This is a genomic window from Chryseobacterium gwangjuense (genome assembly GCF_021311115.1).
GTDB classification, from domain to species: domain Bacteria; phylum Bacteroidota; class Bacteroidia; order Flavobacteriales; family Weeksellaceae; genus Chryseobacterium; species Chryseobacterium gwangjuense.
On the sequence record NZ_JAJTNP010000003.1, the window covers coordinates 320,878 to 342,825 of the forward strand.

Annotated in this window: 20 protein-coding genes; 15 read left to right on the plus strand and 5 right to left on the minus strand. The window is 34.1% G+C overall.

The features are described 5' to 3' along the window. Positions 1–11 precede the first annotated feature (11 nt). Genes LV842_RS08050 through LV842_RS08065 form a run of 4 tightly spaced genes read left to right on the plus strand, consistent with a single transcriptional unit; the run spans position 12 to position 3,432 of the window. Complete coding sequence (locus tag LV842_RS08050) at positions 12–971, plus strand: GSCFA domain-containing protein (RefSeq protein WP_233110932.1); 960 nt, start codon at positions 12–14, stop codon at positions 969–971. Further along, positions 964–1,491 (plus strand): DUF4269 domain-containing protein, encoded by a 528-nt coding sequence (locus LV842_RS08055; protein WP_233110933.1) that lies wholly within the window; start codon positions 964–966, stop codon positions 1,489–1,491. The genes LV842_RS08050 and LV842_RS08055 overlap by 8 nt, the downstream gene beginning before the upstream one ends. A 5-nt stretch (positions 1,492–1,496) precedes the next feature. Next, the gene (locus LV842_RS08060; RefSeq protein ID WP_233110934.1) at positions 1,497–2,261 is read left to right on the plus strand and encodes a TatD family hydrolase; all 765 of its coding nucleotides are present in this window, start codon (positions 1,497–1,499) and stop codon (positions 2,259–2,261) included. 7 nt (positions 2,262–2,268) lie between these two features. Next, complete coding sequence (locus LV842_RS08065; protein ID WP_233110935.1) at positions 2,269–3,432, plus strand: hypothetical protein; 1,164 nt, start codon at positions 2,269–2,271, stop codon at positions 3,430–3,432. A 26-nt stretch (positions 3,433–3,458) separates the two neighbouring features. Here the strand turns inward: LV842_RS08065 and LV842_RS08070 are convergent, their stop codons facing one another. Next, positions 3,459–4,754, minus strand: a complete 1,296-nt coding sequence (locus LV842_RS08070) for a DEAD/DEAH box helicase (protein ID WP_233110936.1) — start codon at positions 4,752–4,754, stop codon at positions 3,459–3,461. Between the two features lie 84 nt (positions 4,755–4,838). Then, positions 4,839–5,327 carry a DUF6438 domain-containing protein gene (locus LV842_RS08075; RefSeq protein ID WP_233110937.1) on the minus strand — a complete coding sequence of 163 codons (489 nt, stop codon included), beginning with the start codon at positions 5,325–5,327 and terminating at the stop codon, positions 4,839–4,841. 282 nt (positions 5,328–5,609) lie between these two features. Here LV842_RS08075 and LV842_RS08080 point away from each other — a divergent pair, with 282 nt between their 5' ends. Beyond that, positions 5,610–7,109 carry a T9SS type A sorting domain-containing protein gene (locus LV842_RS08080; RefSeq protein WP_233110938.1) on the plus strand — a complete coding sequence of 500 codons (1,500 nt, stop codon included), beginning with the start codon at positions 5,610–5,612 and terminating at the stop codon, positions 7,107–7,109. A gap of 82 nt (positions 7,110–7,191) precedes the next feature. On the opposite strand, the gene obgE is transcribed toward LV842_RS08080, so the two are convergent. From obgE to LV842_RS08095, 3 genes are all read right to left on the minus strand, one after another. Then, a complete protein-coding gene (gene obgE / locus LV842_RS08085; RefSeq protein WP_047437783.1) occupies positions 7,192–8,175 on the minus strand; it encodes a GTPase ObgE in 984 nt (327 codons plus the stop codon). A 78-nt stretch (positions 8,176–8,253) separates the two neighbouring features. Further along, a complete protein-coding gene (locus LV842_RS08090; protein ID WP_233110939.1) occupies positions 8,254–8,832 on the minus strand; it encodes an adenylate kinase in 579 nt (192 codons plus the stop codon). Between the two features lie 155 nt (positions 8,833–8,987). Continuing rightward, positions 8,988–9,542: a phosphoribosyltransferase gene (locus LV842_RS08095; protein WP_233110940.1), complete on the minus strand. Its 555-nt coding sequence runs from the start codon at positions 9,540–9,542 to the stop codon at positions 8,988–8,990. 607 nt (positions 9,543–10,149) lie between these two features. Here LV842_RS08095 and abc-f point away from each other — a divergent pair. From abc-f to LV842_RS08145, 10 genes are all read left to right on the plus strand, one after another. Next, positions 10,150–11,739: a ribosomal protection-like ABC-F family protein gene (abc-f, locus tag LV842_RS08100; protein WP_233110941.1), complete on the plus strand. Its 1,590-nt coding sequence runs from the start codon at positions 10,150–10,152 to the stop codon at positions 11,737–11,739. A gap of 352 nt (positions 11,740–12,091) precedes the next feature. Next, positions 12,092–13,378 carry an adenylosuccinate synthase gene (locus LV842_RS08105; protein WP_233110942.1) on the plus strand — a complete coding sequence of 429 codons (1,287 nt, stop codon included), beginning with the start codon at positions 12,092–12,094 and terminating at the stop codon, positions 13,376–13,378. Between the two features lie 226 nt (positions 13,379–13,604). Continuing rightward, positions 13,605–14,450 carry an energy transducer TonB gene (locus LV842_RS08110; RefSeq protein ID WP_233110943.1) on the plus strand — a complete coding sequence of 282 codons (846 nt, stop codon included), beginning with the start codon at positions 13,605–13,607 and terminating at the stop codon, positions 14,448–14,450. Positions 14,451–14,614: 164 nt separating this feature from the next. Continuing rightward, positions 14,615–15,388, plus strand: coding sequence for a ParA family protein (locus LV842_RS08115; protein WP_233110944.1), 774 nt, complete (start codon positions 14,615–14,617; stop codon positions 15,386–15,388). Positions 15,389–15,418: 30 nt separating this feature from the next. Next, positions 15,419–16,309, plus strand: a complete 891-nt coding sequence (locus tag LV842_RS08120; RefSeq protein ID WP_233110945.1) for a ParB/RepB/Spo0J family partition protein — start codon at positions 15,419–15,421, stop codon at positions 16,307–16,309. Then, a complete protein-coding gene (locus LV842_RS08125; protein ID WP_233110946.1) occupies positions 16,310–16,957 on the plus strand; it encodes a DUF5683 domain-containing protein in 648 nt (215 codons plus the stop codon). A 53-nt stretch (positions 16,958–17,010) separates the two neighbouring features. Then, positions 17,011–17,712, plus strand: coding sequence for a 4-hydroxy-tetrahydrodipicolinate reductase (gene dapB, locus LV842_RS08130; RefSeq protein WP_233110947.1), 702 nt, complete (start codon positions 17,011–17,013; stop codon positions 17,710–17,712). A gap of 114 nt (positions 17,713–17,826) precedes the next feature. Next, positions 17,827–19,488, plus strand: coding sequence for a signal peptidase I (gene lepB, locus LV842_RS08135; protein WP_233110948.1), 1,662 nt, complete (start codon positions 17,827–17,829; stop codon positions 19,486–19,488). 55 nt (positions 19,489–19,543) lie between these two features. Then, positions 19,544–20,167 carry a WbqC family protein gene (locus LV842_RS08140; RefSeq protein WP_233110949.1) on the plus strand — a complete coding sequence of 208 codons (624 nt, stop codon included), beginning with the start codon at positions 19,544–19,546 and terminating at the stop codon, positions 20,165–20,167. A gap of 1 nt (position 20,168) precedes the next feature. Beyond that, positions 20,169–21,845, plus strand: coding sequence for a S8 family serine peptidase (locus tag LV842_RS08145; protein WP_233110950.1), 1,677 nt, complete (start codon positions 20,169–20,171; stop codon positions 21,843–21,845). The last annotated feature ends 103 nt before the right edge of the window (positions 21,846–21,948 follow it).

Below are 21,948 nucleotides of genomic sequence, written 5' to 3' on the forward strand. Positions count from 1 at the left end.
ATCTATTACAAATGAAATTCAGGACGGAAGTTGACCTTAAAGAATCGGAGAAGAAGATTGAAGTTGAAGATAAACTATTTTCGATAGGCTCCTGTTTTGCGTCAGAAATGTCGGATTTATTCCAAAAAGGACAATTACAGACCGTAAATAATCCGTTTGGAACTATTTTTAACCCGTTTTCGATTAATAATTCAATAAAAAGGCTTCACGATGCTGAGTTTTATATTGAAGATGATTTAATTGCCTTTAACGATGAATTTATTTCGTTAGATCATCATACAAGCTTTGATACGAGATATATTCATCAGACTTTAGCTAAAATTAATGCCAAGATTGAAGAAGGAAATTCTTTTCTTCAAAATTCAAACTGGATTATCATAACGTACGGAACTTCATTTATTTATGAATTTATTCCAAAGCAAAAACTGGTGGCAAACTGTCACAAAATCCCACAAAAATTTTTCGAAAAAAGATTGCTGACTCATCAGGAGCTTACCGAATCTATTTACCATACAGTTTTAAATTTAAATGATATCTGTACAAATGATGTTCAGATTTTATTTACGGTTTCACCGGTTCGTCACACAAAGGACGGAATGGTTGAAAATCAGTTGAGTAAATCAAAATTAATCACTGCAATTCATGAAATTATTCCGCAGTTCGAAAACTGTCATTACCTTCCGATTTATGAAATTTTAATGGATGATCTTCGGGATTATCGTTTTTATAAAGAAGATATGATTCATCCTAACAATCAAGCAGTTAATTATATTTTTGAGAAGTTCGGGAATGCTTATTTTTCTGAGTTGACAAAAGATTTTATCAAAGAGAATTTTAAAATCAGTAAAGCTTTGGAACACAGAACGGATGATGAAAAAGATCCTAAATATATTGAGTTTAAGGAGAAATTAAGCCAAAGAATTGAGGCTCAAAAGCAGAAGGTAAAACATAAAATATTTTCAAATGGTTGATTTTACGACCATCGAATATTTGAAGAATGGAAATGATAAGCAAAAAAGAGCTTATGACGTTCTTACGAGACATCGGTTTTTTGAAAAATTAAAAGAGTATTCTCCCATTTTAGCAGGAACAATTCCTATAGAGATTGATATTGAAGGAAGTGATCTGGATATTATTTGCGAGGTTGATCTTCAATTTGAAGAAGACTTTTTGGATGATTTAATGTTCGGTAAACTTATTCCTGATGATATGGAAGTTAATGTTGAACATCCTATTATTCATGGTGAGGAATGTATTGTTTTAAATTTTATACTAGAAGAATTTCCTGTTGAAATTTTTGGACAAAATAAACCGACCATTGAGCAAAATGCTTATCGACATATGATTGCTGAATACAAAATATTACAGGCAAAAGGAGAGGATTTTAAACAAAAAATAATAGAATTAAAGAACAAAGGAATCAAAACAGAACCTGCTTTCGGAATGTTGCTGGGGTTGGATAATCCTTATGAAGATCTATTGAAATTTTAAAGACAATGATTGATACACATACGCATTTATACGCTGAAGAATTTGATGAAGACAGAAAAGAAACAATTCAAAGGGCTTTAGATAAAGGAATTACAGAATTTTATCTTCCGGCGATCGATTCAGAATCTCATGAAAAGATGCTACAGCTGGAAGCGGAGTATCCGAACCATATTTTTTCCATGATGGGATTACATCCTTGCTATGTAAAACCTGAAACTTGGGAAAAAGAATTGGAAATTGTTAAGAATTACCTTGATCAGAGAGCTTTTCCGGCTATCGGAGAAATCGGAATTGATTTGTACTGGGATAAAACGACACTGGATATTCAGGTAAAAGTCTTTGAACAGCAAATTGATTGGGCGATTGAAAAGGATCTGCCGATTGTCATTCATACCAGAGAAAGTTTTGATGAAACTTTTGAGGTACTGGAAAGAAAAAAGCATCCGAAATTAAGAGGGATTTTCCATTGCTTTTCGGGGAATTTAGAACAGGCAAAACACGCAATTGACTTAAATTTCATTTTGGGAATCGGTGGAGTAGTCACATTTAAAAATGGTAAAATTGATCAGTTTTTACATGAAATTCCTTTAGATAAAATTGTTCTGGAAACAGATTCTCCTTATTTAGCACCGGTTCCGCACCGAGGGAAAAGAAATGAAAGCTCCTATCTTGATTTGGTTGCCGGAAAATTGGTGGATATTTATAAAGTAGATTTCTCGGAGATTGATAAGATAACAACGGAGAATGCTTTAAATTTATTTAATAAATAGAAAGTGAATGATCGATAAAGTATTCAATTTTTTTGAAAATGAAAAAATAATGAAGTATATAATGTTCTTTATATATTTTGTTATTAATACTTTATTTTTAGTTAAGTATGGAATAAGGCAGGATAAAGTTCCTGTTTTTATTTTAATTGTGTTGTTTTGTGTTTTTCATTTTCTGATTTTTAGTGGATATGATTTCTTTATTAAAAGGATTAAAATATCTCGAAAAATTCTTTATGGGTTCATACTTTTCAGTGGGCTTTTCTATCTAGTATTATCACATTTGATTAAAGATCCTTATCAGCTTAAGATTGATAGATGGCAAACCATAGAGTACTCCTTAGATTATTGGTTGAATGGGAAATATATCTATGATACTAAGAATTTCATGGGAAATATTCCTTCCTATTTGCCGGGACAACTCCTTTTTTTAGTGATATTTCGTTTTTTAGGGAATGTAGGGTATATACAGGTAGCAAGTTTGTTGTTGTTCAGTTTTGCTATTGTAAAAGAATTTAAAAATAATAATATTCGTCTTTGGGGTATTCTACTGTTGGGGACTTCATTATCGTTTATTTATGAGGCTGTTTGTAAAAGTGACTTTATTTCTTCATTTATCATTACCTCAGTTTTTATCATATTCTGGCATAAAAAATTTGAGAAAAATTATTTTGAGATGCCAGTTTTATTAGGAATTATTTTGGGAGTAATCTGCCTTACGAGAAGCGTTGTTATTATTCCCTTAGTATTATTTTTATTTAAACCTTTTTTCAGTGCGAGCTTGGGAAGTAAAATCAAATTTTCTTTAGCGTTTTTAATAATTGCAGGTACATTGCTAATGTCTGTTCTTTTACCTGCCAAAGACTTTGATTATATATTAAAACACAACCCTTTGCAAATGCAAGGTCAGTCAAATACTATTGTCGTGTTATTTTTCCTTATTTTAACAGCATTTTTTTCGCTGTTTGTAAAGAATATCAAACAGATTTTTTATTTATCAACTATTATCATTTTCTGCTTAATGTCTGCTCATCTCATTGAACAAGCAATCCGAGGAAGTAGCTATAATTTTTTTAATATTACCTATTTAGCAGCAGCATTACCGTTTTGTATTGTAAGTTATTGTTTTCTTTTAGATAAAGATGGCAAAACAAAATTGTATACCCAAAAATAAAACCTTCCAATCGGAAGGTTTTACCATTATTTTTTTCTTGTGAAATTTTTATTTTTTGGCTTTTTAAAACCCAAAGTTGGGGTTGCGGTTCCCTGTTTTTTCTTAGGAGGTCTCGATGAATTGGAGGATTGAGGTCTTCCACCTCCTGCAGAAACAGGTTTATTGTTTGAGTCTCTTTTCTGTGCTACCAAGTTATCGGTATGGAACGGATGATCTTTTACAATCGGGATTTTCATTCCGATTAATTTCTCGGTATTTTTTAAGTTTAATAAATCCAAACCGTCTACAAAAGAAATAGAAGTTCCTTCAGCTCCTGCTCTTCCTGTTCTTCCAATTCGGTGAACGTAGGTTTCAGAGACGTCTGAAAGCTCAAAATTTACCACATATTTTAGCTCGTCAATATCAATTCCTCTTGCTGCGATATCAGTAGCTACTAACACTCTGGTTTTTCCGGATTTAAAATTGCTTAAAGCATTCTGACGGGCATTCTGAGATTTGTTTCCATGAATGGCTTCAGTAGAAATATTGTCTTTTTGAAGTTTTCTTGCGATTTTGTCAGCTCCATGTTTAGTTCTTGCAAAAACTAAAACAGAATCGGAAATATCGTTTTTTAAAATATGAGTAAGAAGATCTAATTTGTCTTCTTTTTCCACAAAATATACCGATTGCTTAATGGTCTCTGCAGTCGAAGAAACCGGGGTTACTTCTACCTTTACAGGATTGTTAAGGATAGAACCTGCCAACTTTTGAATTTCTGCAGGCATGGTCGCTGAGAAAAACAAAGTTTGCCTTTTCTGAGGCAAAAGCTTGATTACTCTTTTCACATCATGTACAAACCCCATATCAAGCATTCTGTCTGCTTCATCCAAAACAAAGATTTCAAGGTTTTTCAGACTGATAATTCCCTGAGCAATAAAGTCTAATAATCTTCCCGGTGTAGCCACCAAAATATCAACACCTTTTCTCAGTGCAGCTTCCTGATTTCCCTGTTTTACCCCTCCAAAAATCACCAAATGTTTTAAGGGAAGATACTTTCCATAGGCTTTGATGTTTTCTTCAATTTGTATTGCCAATTCCCTTGTAGGAGTTAATATTAAAGCTTTAATATTTTTATTGGGCGTTTTATTTTTAGAAAGATTCTGTAAAATAGGGATCGCAAATGCTGCTGTTTTTCCTGTCCCTGTTTGTGCACAACCTAGAAAATCTCTCCCTTTTATGATTTCAGGAATCGATTTTTCCTGAATAGGAGTAGGGTTGGTATATCCTTGTTCCTGAATTGCTTTTGCAATAGGATCTATTAAGTTTAAGTCTGTAAAATTCAAGTGAATTATTTTTAATTAAATAAAAATTCCTTCAAAATGAAGGAATTATGTTTTGCAAAGGTAGTTTAAATATTTTTAAGTGGATTATTTCACTTTTGTCCATTGTTGATTATGTCTCAAATCTTCAAAAAAGTGGTACACTTCTGCTAATTTCTCAGTTCCTTTTTTTCCGTAGTCCTCAATATTCTTAGATTTTCCATCGGTGAAATTAACTCTTAAATAAGAAGTGGGAAGATCGGTTACGTTTCTTTCTCCATATTTCTCATTAAGGTTTTGTACAGCTAATCCATCCAATAATGCAGTCAGTTTCTTATAATCTTCTTCCTTGATGGTTCCTTTGAAAGTTCCTTCCCTTGGTTTTGAAAATTCAGCTTTAGAGAACTCTTTAGAAAAATTAAAATGTTCAGCCTCTAGTACAGCCGTTCTGTCGGGATTAATCGTGATCTTAAAAATAGGGCAAGATCCGAAACATGCTCCTGCTTCATATTCTACAGTTGAATATTTTGAAGTGTTTTTCTGAGTAGAGCATGAGAACAAAAGCAATGCAGTCAATAAGCCGAATAGATATTTCATAGTTTTAAATTTTGCTGATGTCTTTCAAGAATTGTTCCAAAAAATAGTTGTCAGATAAGTGTTTTCATTTATTTAAAATAATTAATTCTTATTAAAGTGAAATAATTATGTAAAAAACAAATGTAATTATATAATAGTAATCATATGTCAAGAGCTAATTTTAAGCACTTAAATAAATTAATAATCTTTTATGATAATATTAATGATAAAATTTCAATGTAAATATTGATGATTTATGATTACAGATTATCAAAATAACTTAAAAATAAATAATTAATGAAAATGAAAAAACTTTTTTTATTTCCTATTCTTTTATTGAGTTTTAATACATTATTTGGGCAAGGTGAAAATGATAATTGGTACTTTGGATATAAAGGAGCTGTAAACTTTTCTAATTCTACACCTGTAGCCATTACGAACAGTGCTATGGAAACACTGGAAGGTTGTGGTTCTGTAAGTGATAGTAATGGCAATTTGCTTTTTTATGCCAGCTCTCAAAAAATTTGGAATAGACAAAACCAGGTGATGTCAAATGGAGTTTTAGTTTCATATGGCGATACCGCAGAACAACTTGCTATTGTGAAAAACCCGGCAAATGATAGTCAATATTATATTTTCACGACTGGTGCAAATGGCCTTAACAATATTAATTATCGAATCAATTATTCAATTGTTGATATGACTTTGGGAAGTATTGGAACCAATGGATTTCCTCTGGGAGATGTCATGTATCGTTTTAAGCAAATTCCGGTGTTGGATGATGCGGGAAATGTCTTTACTTCTGAAGCGATCACTATTGTACCTAATACAGACGGGATTTCATTTTGGGTGTTAATACCGAATGATAAAAGATTGTTTGCCTATCGTTTGGATGCTAATGGTTTTGATAATGGAAATCCTGTTATAAGTAATCTTTATCAACCAATAAGTGGTAACCATTACGGTATAAAAGCATCTCCAAAAGTTTACAATGGTCATTTTACCCATTACATATGTATTTCTCCGTGGTCAGATACTTATGCAGGCTGGAGTTTGCCGGATACTTATTTTACTAACCAAGTATATTCTTTTAACGCTGCTACTGGTGAGATTGCTCCTGACTTTTACCTGGAAGCGAATGGGTTAAGAACGTATTCAGCTGAGTTTAATAAAGATGCCTCTGTACTTTTTTTAGGAGCTAAAGATCTTTATGCGGTTGATTTACTCAACTCTTCGGGTACATCAGTTCATTCTATGATGGTGTATGATGATCCGCAGCCTTATTCTTCAGGTTCAGGTATGGCGATCCAGAGAAATGCAAAAGATGATATTTATTTCAGTAAAAATTATCAACTTTATTTGGCTCAGATCCTAAAACCAGATGTATTTGGACCAGGCATTGGAGTAGATTTGAATGCAATATATTTAGGAGGCACAGGAAGTACCGGATACGGGTTACCACAATTAATTCCTGCATTAGATCTAGATGGCAACAAAATGATATCTAAGCAGCAGTCAAATCCCAATCAAAAAAGAATGGTTTTAATGTTAGATCAGGAAGAAAGAAACAAAAGATTACTGAATAAAAATATTGAGATATACCCTAATCCTGTTTCTGATTTTCTTACGGTAAAAACCGATTTGAAAGTTGAAAATGTAAGTGTTTCTGATATTTCAGGAAAAAATATTAATGTAAATCTCCGCGACAATAAAGTAGATGTAAAAAACCTGCCTGCAGGAACTTATATCATTACTATTGAAACAAAAGAAGGGAAAATAACTAAGAAATTCATTAAAAAATAAGAGTTATTTATAAAAGTTCAATTGTAAAAAAAGGAGAAACATTACTGTTTCTCCTTTTGAATATTATTTAAGTTTCGAATTTTTATCCGTGAAGTTGCTTCCAGATCGCGTCTTTCAACTCTACAAGACCTTCACCAGTCACTCCTGAGAAAAACAACGGCTGTTTGTTTTCAGGGAATTCAGCAGAAATTTCTTTCTTCAGTTCGTCATCCAAAAGATCCGCTTTTGAAACAGAAACGATGAAATCTTTATCCAATAATTCCGGATTGTATTCTTTCAATTCGTTTTCCAAAATTTTAAACTCCTGGAAATGATCCTCAGAATCTGCAGGAATTAAAAACAATAAAATTGAATTTCTTTCAATATGTCTTAAAAATCTGTGACCAAGACCTTTACCTTCTGCAGCCCCTTCAATAATTCCCGGAATATCTGCCATTACAAAAGATTTGTAATTTCTGTAATCCACAATTCCTAAATTCGGAGTTAAAGTTGTAAACGCGTAGTTGGCAATTTTTGGTTTTGCAGCAGAAACAGACGCTAAAAGGGTAGATTTCCCAGCATTTGGAAAACCAACAAGACCTACATCCGCTAAAATTTTAAGCTCGAAAACGACATAACCTTCCTGTCCGTCCATTCCCGGTTGTGCAAATCTTGGAGTCTGGTTCGTAGAAGATTTGAAATGCTCATTTCCTTTTCCTCCCATTCCTCCTTCCATCAGGATGATTTCCTGACCATCTTCCATGATTTCGCCGATGATTTCTCCATCTTCATTTTTAGCGATAGTCCCGATCGGAACTTCAATATAGACATCAGCTCCGTAAGCTCCTGTCAGCTGGTTTTTGCCTCCGTTTTCACCACGTTCCGCTTTTACGTGACGGGTGTATCGAAGAGGAAGTAAAGTCCATTCATTACCGTTTCCTTTCATAATGATGTGTCCGCCGCGACCTCCGTCACCTCCATCAGGACCACCTTTAGGAATATACTTTTCACGGCGAAGATGAGCAGAACCTGCACCTCCATGACCGCTTTTACAATGAATCTTTACGTAATCTACAAAATTTGACATATAGTTTAGTTGTCAGTTAATGGTTGTCAGTTGATTGTGATTGCTGACAACTATCAACTGCCAACGATCAACTGTAATCTATTTTACTTGTTCTACTTCAGCAAAAAGTTTTTCAGAGATTTCATTAATATCTCCAACACCGTTAATCTCTACATACTTACCTTGTTGCTTGTAAAGTTCGGCTACCTCTGCTGTTTTTGCGTAGTATTCTTTTATTCTGTTTTCAATGATCTCAACATTGCTGTCATCAGATCTTCCACTGATTTCTCCTCTTTTTAATAGTCTTTCAACCAAAATTGAATCTTCCACTACCAAAGAAAGACACACGTCGATCTCATCATTTAATTCCTCTTTTACGATTTTTTCCAAAGCTTCTGTCTGAACAGCAGTTCTTGGATATCCGTCAAAAATAAATCCTGCTGCATCCGTAGGCTTTCTGATCTCGTCAATCAGCATATCTGTTGTTACCTGATCAGGAACCAATTCTCCTTTATCGATATATGATTTTGCCAGTTTCCCAAGCTCAGTATCATTTTTCATATTAAATCTGAAAAGATCACCTGTTGAGATTTGCTTTAAATTAAATTTCTCGATTAAGTTTTGTGCTTGAGTTCCTTTTCCACTTCCTGGAGGGCCAAACAGAACAATGTTTATCATAATGTTGTTTTGCTTCCGGCGATTGGCAGCTTGCTTTTGGCTTTTTTACCTTGAGCTTACCTGCTTTTAGCCTTTAGCGTTTTTAAGTTATTATTAAATATATTTCTTTATTTTACTTTTTAAGCTAAAAGCTATCAGCTAATAGCCAACAGCGTTTAATGGTTGATTTGTCCGTCTTCCAATTGATATAAATCAGATAAATTTCTACCCAATTCATCATAATCCAATCCGTAACCTAGAACAAATTTGTTTGGAATCTCTTTTCCGATATAATCCAGTTTAAAATCTTTCTTATATACTGCAGGTTTTAATAGGAATGAAGCAATTTTTACAGATTTTGGACGCTGGGTTTCGTTAAAATATTTGAAAAGACTTTCAACCGTATTTCCAGTATCTACAATGTCTTCTACAAGGATAATATGACGGTCTTTTACGTCTTTCGTCAGTTCCATTTTCTGGTAAACGATTCCTGTAGACTCAGTTCCTACATAAGAACTCATCTGGATGAAAGCAATCTCACATTCTCCCGGATAATGCTTCAAAAGGTCTGAGAAAAACATAATTACTCCGTTCAAAACTCCAATAAAAACAGGAACTTCATCCTTATAATCTTCATAAATTTTTAAAGCCGTAGCTTTTACAATCTCCTGAATCTCGGCATCCTTCAAATAAGGAACAAAAGTTTTGTCGTGAACTTTAATACTTTCCATAAAATTTTTAGTAGGCTGCAAAGTTACGGATTTTTGATGAAAATATTTTATGACTTTTAAGCGTTTGATAATCTGTGTTTTTGTTTAAATATAAATCTTTATTATTATTTTCAAAATGACACTATAATGAGAGTCCACTCTGTCATTCTGAACGAAGCAGAGCGGAGTAAAGAATCTTTTTTTAATATTGTTTGTGATAATTTTTGAGACTGCTTCGTTACTTCGTTCCTTCCTCGCTGGAATTCCCCTTCTTTGGAGGGGTGGCGAAAATTTCAAAGAAATTTTTGACGGGGTGGTTTGAAACGCAATCATTACCTAGCCCAGATAGAAACGGTTACCCCGCAGCAAGCGGTGGAAAAGCATTGGTGTGAGGAGTATGAGTGGATAGCTGGAAAAAGCTAGAATAAAGAAAGTTTACAAAATTGAGAATAGAGGTTCTTCCTTCGTCAGAATGACAATGGATATAAATTTTGAAATATTTTAAAATCCCTATCTTTGCCACTTACAAAACCCAAAATATCAGCATGTAGGATACAATTTCTTTCAGATTTCATAAGCGATAACAAATAAAGTTATTGCAGTTCTAACTTAATTACAGAAAGAAATTATGCTTTTTTTACACGATATATCCTTTGGGTTTCCTGCGGGGAATCTGCTTTTTAATTCTATTCACTTAACAATACCATCACATACAAAATCTGCTTTGGTCGGAAGTAACGGCATGGGAAAATCGACCTTGCTGAAAATCATAGCTAATGAAATTGAACCGTTGGAAGGAACGGTCAATATTCAGGGTGATCTATTTTATGTTCCTCAGATGTTCGGAAATTTTAATGATCTGACCGTTGCAGAATGTTTAAAAATTGACAAAAAATTCAACGCTCTCCAAAAAATTACGAGTGGGGAAGTGGATGAGATCTATTTTGAAACATTGAATGACGATTGGGACGTCGAAGAACGTTGTCAGCAAGCTTTACAATATTGGAAACTTGAAAATTTAGATTTAAATCAAAAACTGGAAAGCCTGAGTGGCGGACAAAAAACAAAGGTTTTTCTGGCGGGAATTCAAATCAACCAACCTGAAATTATTTTATTGGATGAACCGACGAATCATCTTGATCTGGAAGGTCGAAATTTGTTGTATGATTTTATTGAAAAAACAAGTTCGACGGTTGTGATTGTGAGTCACGATCGTATTTTGCTGAATTTAGTCGATACGATTTTTGAACTGAGCAATCAGGGAATTTCGACGTATGGCGGAAATTATGATTTTTATGCTGAACAAAAAGAAATTGAAAATGAAGCCTTGCAAAACGATATTCATTCCAAAGAACGGGCGCTGAAAAAGGCAAAAGAAAAAGAAAGAGAAACAATCGAACGAAAGCAAAAACTCGATGCGAGAGGAAAAGGAAAGCAGGAAAAGTCGGGCGTGGCGAGAATCATGATGAACACACTGCGAAATAATGCCGAGAAAAATTCTTCAAAATTAAAGTCTGTTCATGCTGAGAAAATCAATGATATTTCAGGTGATTTGAGAGATTTGCGTTCGTCGGTGAGAAATACGGATCAGATGAAGGTTAATTTTAATGATTCTAGTCTGCATTCGGGGAAATTTTTGATTTCGGCGGAAGAAATTAATTTTAAATATGATAATGAAAATCTTTGGAAAGAAAACCTCAATCTTGAAATCCGAAGCGGTGACAGAATTTCGATTAAAGGTTCGAACGGTTCGGGGAAAACGACTTTAATCAAGCTATTATTAGGAGATTTAAAACCTTCTGTTGGTATGATTTCGAGATCGGATTTTCAGACGATTTATATTGATCAGGAATATTCTTTGATTGATAAACAGGCAACGGTTTATGATTTTGCCCAACAGTTCAACGATAATGCGTTGCAGGAATCTGAAGTGAAAACCTTATTGTCAAGATTTTTATTCGGAAAGGAAACATGGGACAAAAAGTGCGATGTTCTGAGTGGTGGAGAGCGTCTGCGACTTCTTCTGTGCGGACTTTCCATCAGTAATAAAGCGCCCGATATGATTATCCTCGATGAACCGACGAATAATTTAGATCTTCAGAATGTGGAAATTCTAACGAATTCTATTAAGGATTATCAAGGAACTTTGGTAGTGATTTCGCATGATGAGATGTTTTTGGAGGAGATTGGGGTGATGGGTGAGGTTTTGTTGAAGTAAAGAATAATAAAAATAATATCCATACTTTTTGTCATTCCGCAGGAATCTAAGCTGTCGAAAGATTTCTAGTGAAATAATAATGATTTGGTTTCAGATAATGTCCAGTTAAGATGCACATTTGTGTTAATAATATCAACGTGAAGATTTATATATTCATCTTGAATGTTTTCCAGTATTTTATTTTAATGTTTTTAGTAGTTATCAATTTCTCTGAAATTTAAACCATAAATGTATAATAAGTAAATCTTTCAACCACATGATTTCCACCCCACCCAAAAATAAAATCCGCCACAAATTTGCTCACCCAATTTTTTAAAAGTAATTTTGCATGAATCTAAAATAAAAGAAAAATATGTCAACTTACGTAGTTGTAGGTCTTCAGTATGGAGATGAAGGTAAAGGAAAAATCACGGATGTTTTATCGGCAAAATCGGATTACGTTGTACGTTTCCAAGGGGGAGACAACGCTGGTCACACGGTTTATGTAGGTGAGGAGAAATTCGTTTTGCACCTTCTTCCATCGGGAGTTCTTCAGTGCAAAGGGAAATGTATCATTGCAAACGGAGTAGTGGTAAATCCTAAATCTTTCATTAAGGAGGTGAATCAGATCGAAAGCAAAGGCTTGAAAACTGACCACATTTTCATCAGCAGAAGAGCGCATGTGATCATGCCTTACCACATTCTTTTGGATACTTACCGTGAAGAAGAGCAAGGAGGAACGCAGATCGGAACGACGAAGAAAGGAATCGGACCTTGCTACGAAGATAAAATTGCAAGAGTGGGTATCAGAATGATCGATCTTCTGAATCCTGAAATTTTAAGAGACAAAATCGAGAAAAACTTAAAAATTAAGAATTCTCTTTTTGAAAAATACTACGGAAAACCGACGTTAGACGTTGAAGAAATTTACAACGAATATTTAGAAATCGGAAAACAGCTTCAAGACAGAATCGTTGATACGGAACTGGAATTAAACGAAGCAATCAGAGATGGCAAGAACGTTTTATTCGAAGGAGCGCAGGCTTTGATGCTTGATATCGATTTCGGAACTTATCCATACGTAACTTCATCTTCTCCATCTACAGGAGGAGTTTGCTCAGGAGCAGGAGTTCCGCCAACATCACTTCAAAACTTAATCGGTGTTGCTAAAGCATACTGTACAAGAGTTGGAAACGGACCTTTCCCATCTGAATTAGACAACGAATTGGGTGAGAAAATCAGACAAATTGGTGGAGAATTCGGAGCAACTACAGGGAGACCAAGAAGAACAGGTTGGTTAGACTTAGTTTCTTTGAAGCATGCTTGTATGATCAACGGGATCAATAACTTAGTAATTACAAAATTAGACGTTCTTACAGGAATTGAAAACCTGAAAGTGGTTACACATTATAAAACTGAAGACGGAAAAATCATCGATTATTTCACTTCTTCAACAGAAAAATTATACAACTACGAACCAATCTACCAAGATTTACCAGGTTGGAATGAAGACATCACGAAAGCAAGGAGCTATGATGAGCTTCCGCAAACGGCTCAGGAATACATCGAGTTTATCGAGAAGTATTTAGGAATCAACGTATACTTAGTATCTGTTGGTCCTGAAAGAAGTCAGAACATTATCAGAAAAGAATTATTCTAAGATCATTTAGATATTTTGAGTCCCGCTTTTTAGCGGGATTTTTTGTTTTTATATACCCTTATAAAATATATTTATTACATAGCTTATTTTAATTGTTTTTATAGAAAGTTTTATTTTGATGTTAGGTTGGTAAATTTTTGGCAAATATTTTGATAGACGTTTGGTGATTAGTTGTCAGTATTTGAAAAACTGATAATTTTATTTTTAACAGTTTAAATTTTTAGTGATGAAACACCTACACCAAAATCAAGAATTTCGTTTTAATGAAGTTTTATTTGAAGGCCGCAACAAAGAATACGGCGCTTATGTTTTAAGAAATGAATCAGACAGAATATTAACAAGAGCACTTTTTGTAGGTGTGAGTTTATTGGCTGCAGTTTCTATTACACCATTTGTGATTAATGCATTCAATAGTGAAAGTACGGTACATGTTCCTACAGATGGTCCTCCCGTAGTTATTAAATTAGATCGGGTAGATCGTCCGGATACACCGCCAGTGAAAATAGAGCCTGTAAAACCTACCACTCCTCCTAATGTGAAAACCTTTGACTCAAGAGTGGTTGAACCTAAAAGGGATGCGATTGAAAGTGAGAAAAAAGAAATACCAAATGATGCAGTGGCGGGATTAACAACTAATTTAAAAGCAGATCCTCCGGTAAATACATATATTCCCATTCAAAATACGGAAACTACTATAAAAGGACCTGTAGCTCCATATGTAAAGCCAGAAGCACCCAAAGTAGATAAAAATAAAATCGAAACTGAATTAAGCGCAGAAGCTAATTTTAGTGGCGGGATAGAAGCTTTCAGAAATAAGGTAATGAATAACTTTGATGGATCAGGTTTTGAGTCTGGTGATATCATGAGAACAACAATTACTTTTATTGTAGAAATTGACGGAACAATTTCAGGAATTAAAGCAAATGGTACCAACGCAGATTTTAATAGTGAAGCAATTAGAACTATAAAAGCTATTTCTGGGAAAGGGAAATGGACACCTGGAAAAAATAAACAAGGAGAATCTGTAAGAAGCTCTTTTAAATTTCCTATATCGATGAAGTTTGATAATTAATATCTCGATAATAAATCTTGACAGTTATCCACAAAGAATTTTTTTTGTGGATAATTTTTTTTATTACTAAAAACCTTATTAACAGTATTTTAACTCTATTTTTGATTTTGTGACTCACCTAGAGCAAAGAAAAAAGTGTATTTTTGAATCTTAAAGTTCTAAGAATGGCAAAAATCATAGGTATCGCTAATCAAAAAGGAGGTGTTGGAAAAACTACAACCGCAGTGAATTTAGCAGCAGCATTAGGGGTATTGGAAAAGAAAATATTAATCATTGACGCTGATCCTCAGGCGAATGCTACCTCAGGTTTAGGGGTTGATGATGTTCAGTATTCTACATACAATTTGTTGGAGCACAGTATTGATACAAGAAGCTGTATCAAACAGACTGCGACTCCTAATCTGGATATCGTGCCATCTCACATCGACTTGGTAGCAGCGGAAATTGAGCTGGTAGACAAAGACAACCGTGAATATATGCTGAAAAAAGCATTGGAAAGCGTAAGAAATGATTATGATTATATCATTATCGATTGTGCTCCGAGTTTAGGTTTGATCACCGTGAATGCGCTTACTGCTGCAGATTCTGTAATTATCCCGATTCAGTGCGAATATTTTGCATTGGAAGGTTTGGGTAAATTGTTGAATACCATTAAAAATGTTCAGAAAATCCATAATAAAGATTTAGATATCGAAGGACTTCTTTTAACGATGTATGACAGCAGATTGAGATTGTCTAATCAGGTAGTGGAGGAAGTAAACTCGCATTTCCCTGAAATGGTATTTGAAACCATCATCAGCAGAAACGTAAGATTGAGTGAAGCGCCGAGTTTTGGAGAAAGTATTTTGAACTATGATGCAGAAAGTAAAGGAGCGGTTCAGTACATTCAGCTGGCAGAAGAAGTTTTGTTGAAGAACGAAAAATTAGTAAAGAATTAAAAGCAAATAGCCAAAAGCTAAAAGCAAAATATGAAGGACAAAAAAAGAGCGATGGGGCGCGGTTTAGGTGCTATTCTTAGTGCTGAATCCAAAGCGACGATTAATTCTGCTACCGATGTGGGAGCAGATAAATTTGTGGGAAATATTGTAGAAGTATCCATAGAAGATATTTATCCGAATTCGACCCAGCCAAGAACTTATTTTGATGAAAAAGCATTAAATGAACTTGCTCAGTCTATTAAAAATTTAGGCATTATTCAGCCCATTACCTTAAGAAAAGACGGAGAAAGATTCGAAATTATATCTGGGGAAAGACGTTTCAGAGCAAGTAAAATTGCCGGTCTTACCAGTATTCCTGCCTATATTCGTTTGGTGAATGATCAGGAGCTTTTGGAAATGGCTCTTGTTGAGAATATTCAGAGAGAGGATCTTGATGCTATTGAAATTGCACTTACTTATCACAGGCTTTTAGAAGAAATTGGTTTAACACAGGAAAATCTTAGCCAAAGAGTAGGGAAGGACAGAAGTACCATTACCAACTCGATAAGACTGTTAAGATTAAGTCCGGATATTCAGAACGCGATCAGAAGCGGAGAGATTTCTGCAGGACACGGTAGAGCGATCATCAGTCTGGAAAATGAAGAACATCAGCAGATTCTGTTTGATTTAATTATCAAAGAACAATTGAATGTTCGTCAGGCTGAACAAGCAGCTACGGCTTTAAAAAATCCGAAATCACCTGCTGCCAAAAAAGCAAAAGCAGAGCTTTCTAATAACTATAAGAGAGTTCAGAAAACAATATCTGATATATTAGATGTAAAAGTGGAGATCAAAACCTCCGGAAATGGTAAAAAAGGTAAAATTGTTCTGGATTTCAAAAATGAAGATGAGCTGGAATATATTTTATCCCATATAAAATAAATGAAGAAAATATTTTTCACATTTTTTCTGTGTCTGTTCGCAGTGGCTTATTCACAAACAATACCTAATGATACTATTAAGGTAGATTCTCTTACGAATGAGAAAGCATCTGTGGAAAAGCCTAAAAAACAGCTGAAATCGGAAGCAAAAATTGTAGAAGATTTAGAAAGTGCAAACGGACCTACCAGAAAAACAATAAAGCTCAACCCTACGAAAGCAGGGTTGTATTCTGCTGTTTTACCCGGATTAGGACAATATTACAATAAAAAATACTGGAAAATTCCGATCGTATGGGGAGCTGTAGGAACAGGAGTTGGAATTGCCATCTGGAATGACAATCAGTACAAAAAATACCGACAATATTATCTGGATAAGTTAAATGGCAGACCCAATGAGTTTTTAAGCGACAAACCTTTCTTGGATAAAATTGCTTTGGGAAATGCACAAGACAGAGCAAAAAGGCAAAGAGATTACGCTATTGCAATCACAGGACTTATTTATATTCTGAATATTGTAGATGCGGTGGTAGATTCCCATCTTTATGAAAGCCGCCACGATCCGGATCTCTCTTTTTCACCTGCTGTTATTCAGGATCAATATGGAATTACCCCTCCTAAAACGGGTTTAAGTTTAAGTTATAGATTTTAACAAATTGTACAGAATTTTCTAAATTTTGGATAATTAAAATAATAATAAAGTATATGAGAATAGCATTAGTTGGATATGGTAAAATGGGTAAAATCATCGATGAAATTGCTCAGAAAAGAGGTCATGAAGTCGTAGCCCGTCTAAAAGAAACTCCAACTGCTGAAAATCTTAATAATCCGGATGTTGTTATTGAGTTTTCACTTCCCGAAGTGGCATTTGAAAATATAAAAGCATGTCTTGAAAATAAAATTCCTGTAATCTGCGGAACAACTGGTTGGCTGGAAAAAAAATCTGAGATCGAAACAATTTCAATTGAAAATAATACAGCATTTTTATATGGATCAAATTTTAGTTTAGGAGTCAATTTATTCTTTGCTTTAAACGAGAAATTGGCAGATTTAATGAAAAGTGTAGATGAGTATTCATGTCAATTAGAAGAGATTCATCACATTCATAAAAAAGATGCGCCAAGCGGAACGGCAATTTCTATTGCGGAAGGTATTTTTAAGCATAACTCAAAGTTTGATGCCTGGAAATTGGATGAAACAAAAGATAACCAATTGGGTATTTTTGCAATTCGTGAAGATGAGGTTCCGGGAACGCACAGTGTTTTTTACAAAAGCGAAGTCGATGAAATTGAAATCAAGCATACCGCATTCAACAGAAACGGTTTTGCATTAGGAGCTGTAGTCGCTGCAGAATGGATTAAAGATAAAAAAGGAAATTTTGAAATGAAAGACGTTTTAGGTCTTTAATTTTGTAACAAAATCCTTACATTGTAAACTAATTAGTAGTACATGATCAATGAAAGAAAATTACCCATTGCTCATTACAGATTACTTATATTATAGATTAGGCACAAGAATTTTATGAATTACTTTTTAACGTACACAGTTTATGTTCTCATCTTATCTGTATTGATGGGAATTTCTACTTGGAAGCTGTTTAAGAAAATGGGATATAGTCCGCTATTTGCTTTTATCCCTTTCTATAATTATTTCATTATTTTAAAAGAAACAAAACATCCGAAATGGTGGACGGTTTTATCCTATTTACCAATTGTAGGACCTATTATGATGTCTGTTTTTCATATTTATTTAATGAAGAAATTTGGAAAAAATCTTTTCCAGCATCAGCTTCTTACAGTAATTCTTCCGTTTATTTACATGGCAAGTGTAAATTATTCTAAAGATGTAGAAATTGAAGACGAAAGTGCTGATGATCTATTCTTAACAGACGAAGAAAAAAGCAACAAGAAAAAAGATACTTTTGCAGGTTCTATTACATTTGCGGTAGTTTTTGCAACGATTATCCACGTTTTTGTTACGCAGCCATTCGGAATTCCTACGGGATCTATGGAAAGAACACTTTTAGTAGGTGATTTCCTTTTCGTAAACAAGTGGAGCTATGGATACAGACTTCCTATGCGTCCGGTTGCAATTCCTTTCTTACAGGGAACCATTATGGATACGGGAGAAAAAGGAAATCCTAAAGATGATCCTAAATCTTATGCAGAAGGAGTTAAATTACCATATTCAAGAATCCTACAATTTAACAAGCCTCAAAGAAACGACGTAGTAGTATTCAATTATCCTCAGGATTCTGTACACGTAGCCATTGACAGAAAAGATCCTTATGTAAAAAGATGTGTTGCTGTTGCAGGAGATACTTTTGAAATGAGAGGAGGAAGACTTTTTGTAAACGGAAAACCAGAAACGGTTTTAGGAGACCAGGAAGTTCAACATGCTTATACGGTAAATACAGGATCTCAACTAGATATTCCTTCTTTATATAATACTTACGGATTTTTGCCTGTAAGAGAAATGCAGACTGAAAAAGGATTCTTGTATGCATTCCAGGGATTAACTGATAAAACGGCTGCAGAAATAAAAGCTTTACCCAATGTGGTAAGTATGGAGGAAAGTATTTTCCCTAAAGATTCTGCTACGATTTCTTATAAATTAAACGCTGATAAATCTGCTTATACAAAAAGCATAGATACTACTCAATCTATTTTCCCGGTTAATAAACCTTGGAATCAGGATTGGTATGGTCCATTAAGAATTCCTAAAAAAGGAGATGTTGTGGCTATTAATAAAGAATCTCTTCCAATGTATCAATGGATTATTTCTGAATATGAGCACAACAGTTTAGAAAACAAAAACGGAAAAATCTTTATTAACGGAAAAGAAACCAATCAATATACTATTCAGCAAGATTATTATATGATGATAGGAGATAACAGAGATGCTTCACTAGATGCAAGATTCTTTGGTTTCGTTCCTGAAGAAAACATTGTAGGAAAACCGATGTTTACTTGGATGAGTATTCAGGGAGCTTTCTCTGATGCAAGTTCAACTTATCAGGCTCCTAAAAAAATCCGTTGGGAAAGAATGTTTAAAGCGACCAACACAGGAGAAGCCAATAAAACTTCGTACTGGTGGATCGCAGCGATGATTCTTATCTTGTTCTTTGGTTGGGAATATTTTATGAAACTATTCAGAAAGAATAAAAAAGAAGAAGATTTATAATTAAATAAAATAGAAATAAAATGAAGTATTTGAAAAAATACTTCATTTTTGCATTATGAATATGACGAATGTATTATTACCGGTATTTTATTTACCACCTATTTCTTGGTTTTCAGTGTTTTTAAATCCTGAAAATCAAATTGTATTTGAACAGTTTGAGAATTTTCCCAAACAGACGTATAGAAACAGGGCCAATATTTTTGGAGCCAATGGGAAATTGTCATTAATTATTCCAATCAATCATAACGGAAAGAGAGAATTAAAAGATATTGAAATCTCTTACAGGGAAGATTGGAGAAGTCTTCATTGGAAATCAATAAAAACAGCTTATCAAAGTTCTCCTTATTTTGAGTTTTATGAAGATAAACTGAAGAAAATATTCGATCTGAAAGAAACCAATCTTTTAGACTTCAACTTAAAAGCATTGGCTATTTTACAGCAGATTCTGAAAACGGAAAAGGCACAGTCTTTGAATACAGAGTATATCAAAAATCCGGAAGAGATTAATTTCAGAGAAAAGTTTTCAGCAAAACAACCTTCGGAATTTGAAATGGAAGAATATTATCAGACCTTCTCAGATAAATTGGGATTCGTAAAAGATTTATCAATTTTAGACCTAATTTGTAACAAAGGGCCTGAAACTTTGACTTATATAAAAAATATTAAACAATCGTACTAAAATGAAAAAGATATTATTAGCTGCTGTTTTTTTAGCAGGTTTTAGTTTTACTTATGCTCAGGAAGCTAAAGGTAATGTAGATCCAAAAGAAGATAAAGATTTAATGACTTGGTATCATAAAGACTTTTCTTCTGCAAAAGTATATGGTGTAAATACAGAAAACGCATACAAATTTTTAGAATCTAAAGGACTTAAGCCTAAAACGGTATTAGTAGGTGTTTTAGATAGTGGTGTACAGGTAGATCACCCGGGATTGGTAAAGAATATCTGGTCAAACCCAAATGAAGTTCCGAATAACGGAAAAGATGACGACGGAAACGGATATGTAGATGATATTCACGGATGGAATTTTATCGGTGGAAAAAACGGTGATATTGATATCGACAACATGGAAGTAACGAGAGTAGTTGCGAAATATAAATCAGTTTTCGAAGGCGACGATTCTGCAAAAAACAAAGTAAATCAAGCAAAAATGCCGGAAGATTTTGCAATGTATATGAAAGCTAAAGACCTTTTTTCTAAGAAAAGTGTTGAAGCAAAACAAGGATTCCAGACGTATTCTATGATTAACGATGCAATTCCTACTATGGTAAAAATGCTTGGTGGAAAGAATGTTACTCCGGAAAATGTTGCAGCCATTAAAGCAGCTGATCAAAAAGAAACAATGGTTCTTCAGGTGTTGAAACAAGTTGCGGGAAGTCCTGAATTTCAAGGAAAAACTCCTGCGGAATTTGAGAAAATCATGAAAGACCAAATGAAAGAAGCTCTTGATTATTTCGGTCCTCAGGCAAAACAATATGATCTGTCTTACGATCCGAGAAAAGAGATTGTAGGTGATAACTATGATGATTATTCTGAAAAAAACTACGGAAACAATCATTATGAAGGTCCGGATGCAATGCACGGAACTCACGTTGCTGGAATTATCGCAGGCCTTCCTCAAGGAAAAGAAATTCAGTACGGAGTGGCTTCTAAAGTGGCAAAAATTATGTCGGTAAGAACCGTTCCAAACGGAGATGAAAGGGATAAAGATGTTGCAAACGCAATCAGATACGCTGTAGATAACGGAGCAAAAGTTTTGAACATGAGCTTTGGTAAACCAGTTTCTCCGGGTAAAAGCGTAGTTTGGGACGCTTTTAAATATGCTCAGGATAAAGGAGTCCTTTTAGTAAAAGCAGCAGGTAACGAAAATGAAGATGTTGCAGAACATTTAGCGTACCCTACTAACTTTAAAAATGTTACAGATGAAAAACCATTTGTAAACAATGTTGTGGTAGTAGGAGCAAGTACCAATAAAAATGATGATTTAAGAGCTGGTTTCTCTAACTATAACAAAAAAATGGTAAATGTTTTTGCTCCGGGTGACGAGATTTATTCTACAATACCTCATAACGAGTATAAATATTTACAGGGAACTTCAATGGCTTCTCCGGTTGTTGCAGGCGCAGCAGCAGTATTATTAGCTTATATGCCAAACCTTACTCCGGCTCAGATCATTGAATCTTTAGTGAAGTCAAGCAATTCAAGTACAACAAATGAATTTGGAAACTTCTCTCAGGCAGGAGGTGTAATTGACGTTAAAAGAGCAGCAGAATACGCTTATACTAATTTTTACAACGGAAAATCTGGTAGTACAAAAAAGGCTACGAAATCTGTAAAAAAGACTGTTAAAAAATAATTTATCTTAGTGTTTTTAACATTTGTAGATATAAAGTCCGAAATTTTCGGACTTTTTTTATTTTTATTTATCATTTTGGCATGGTTTTTTGTAACTTTATTGT